Below are 778 nucleotides of genomic sequence, written 5' to 3' on the forward strand. Positions count from 1 at the left end.
TAATGCAGCGTCACCAGTACGTAAAGCAGACATAGCGTCTTGTGTGTTACGAGCCCCAACATTTAATCCGCCTTCTTTTGCACGCATACGAGTAGCAATAGCTAAACCAGCCGCATCGTCAGCTGCACTGTTGATTGATTTACCGCTAGATAAACGGTTCATAGAAGTGTTCATTTTGTCTTGGTTTTGTCGCATGTACTCTTGAGTACGCATGCTATTAATATTTGTATTAATTCTCATGTTAAGAACCCCCATTTTTTTATATTGATTTTTCTGTTAATTGTTAAACGTAAATATGCAAAAAAATCAATTTCGAGATTAATTGTAATCCTTGGTGTATATCGTGTCAACGAATAATTGTAATTAATGAATATAAAAAAATGATAATTTCCTATTTGTTCATTTTTTTATTACAATATTATCAAAAGGATTATTGCAAACTTTAAAAAAAAACTCTAATATTAGATTATCTTTGTTTACCGAAAAGGTGATATTATGTTAGTTGGAAATATAGTAAAAGAAGTGCTTGCATATAAAAAAGGACAAATTCAGCAAAAGCTAAGTAGTCCACAAGCATTTGTTAGTAGTCGTTTTCAAGAGAAGTTGCAGAGTGAACCTGCGAGGGAGACGAAGGCTACTACGCAGCCGGCAAAAATAGAAGATATGAGTCAGCCGGAACAATCTACGAAAATAGAAACGGTTGTTAATAAGCCGGAACAATCTATTAATAAAGTAGATGAAGCGAGTAAGCCCGAAGAAAAGGGTGAAACGAAAAAAG

At 34.2% G+C, this 778-nt stretch carries 1 protein-coding gene and 1 pseudogene; one reads left to right on the forward strand and one right to left on the reverse strand.

Features of this window, described 5'->3' with window-relative positions; genetic code table 11:
• The coding region (locus tag MR170_RS30870; protein ID WP_481746802.1) for a flagellin N-terminal helical domain-containing protein at positions 1-240 on the reverse strand (240 nt) is incomplete at its 3' end.
• Positions 241-495: 255 nt separating this feature from the next.
• Here MR170_RS30870 and MR170_RS30875 point away from each other — a divergent pair.
• A pseudogene (locus tag MR170_RS30875) lies at positions 496-778 on the forward strand (lytic transglycosylase domain-containing protein); the annotation flags it as partial.

The sequence above is a fragment of the Bacillus cereus group sp. BfR-BA-01524 genome (assembly GCF_022662595.1).
GTDB lineage: Bacteria > Bacillota > Bacilli > Bacillales > Bacillaceae_G > Bacillus_A > Bacillus_A thuringiensis_S.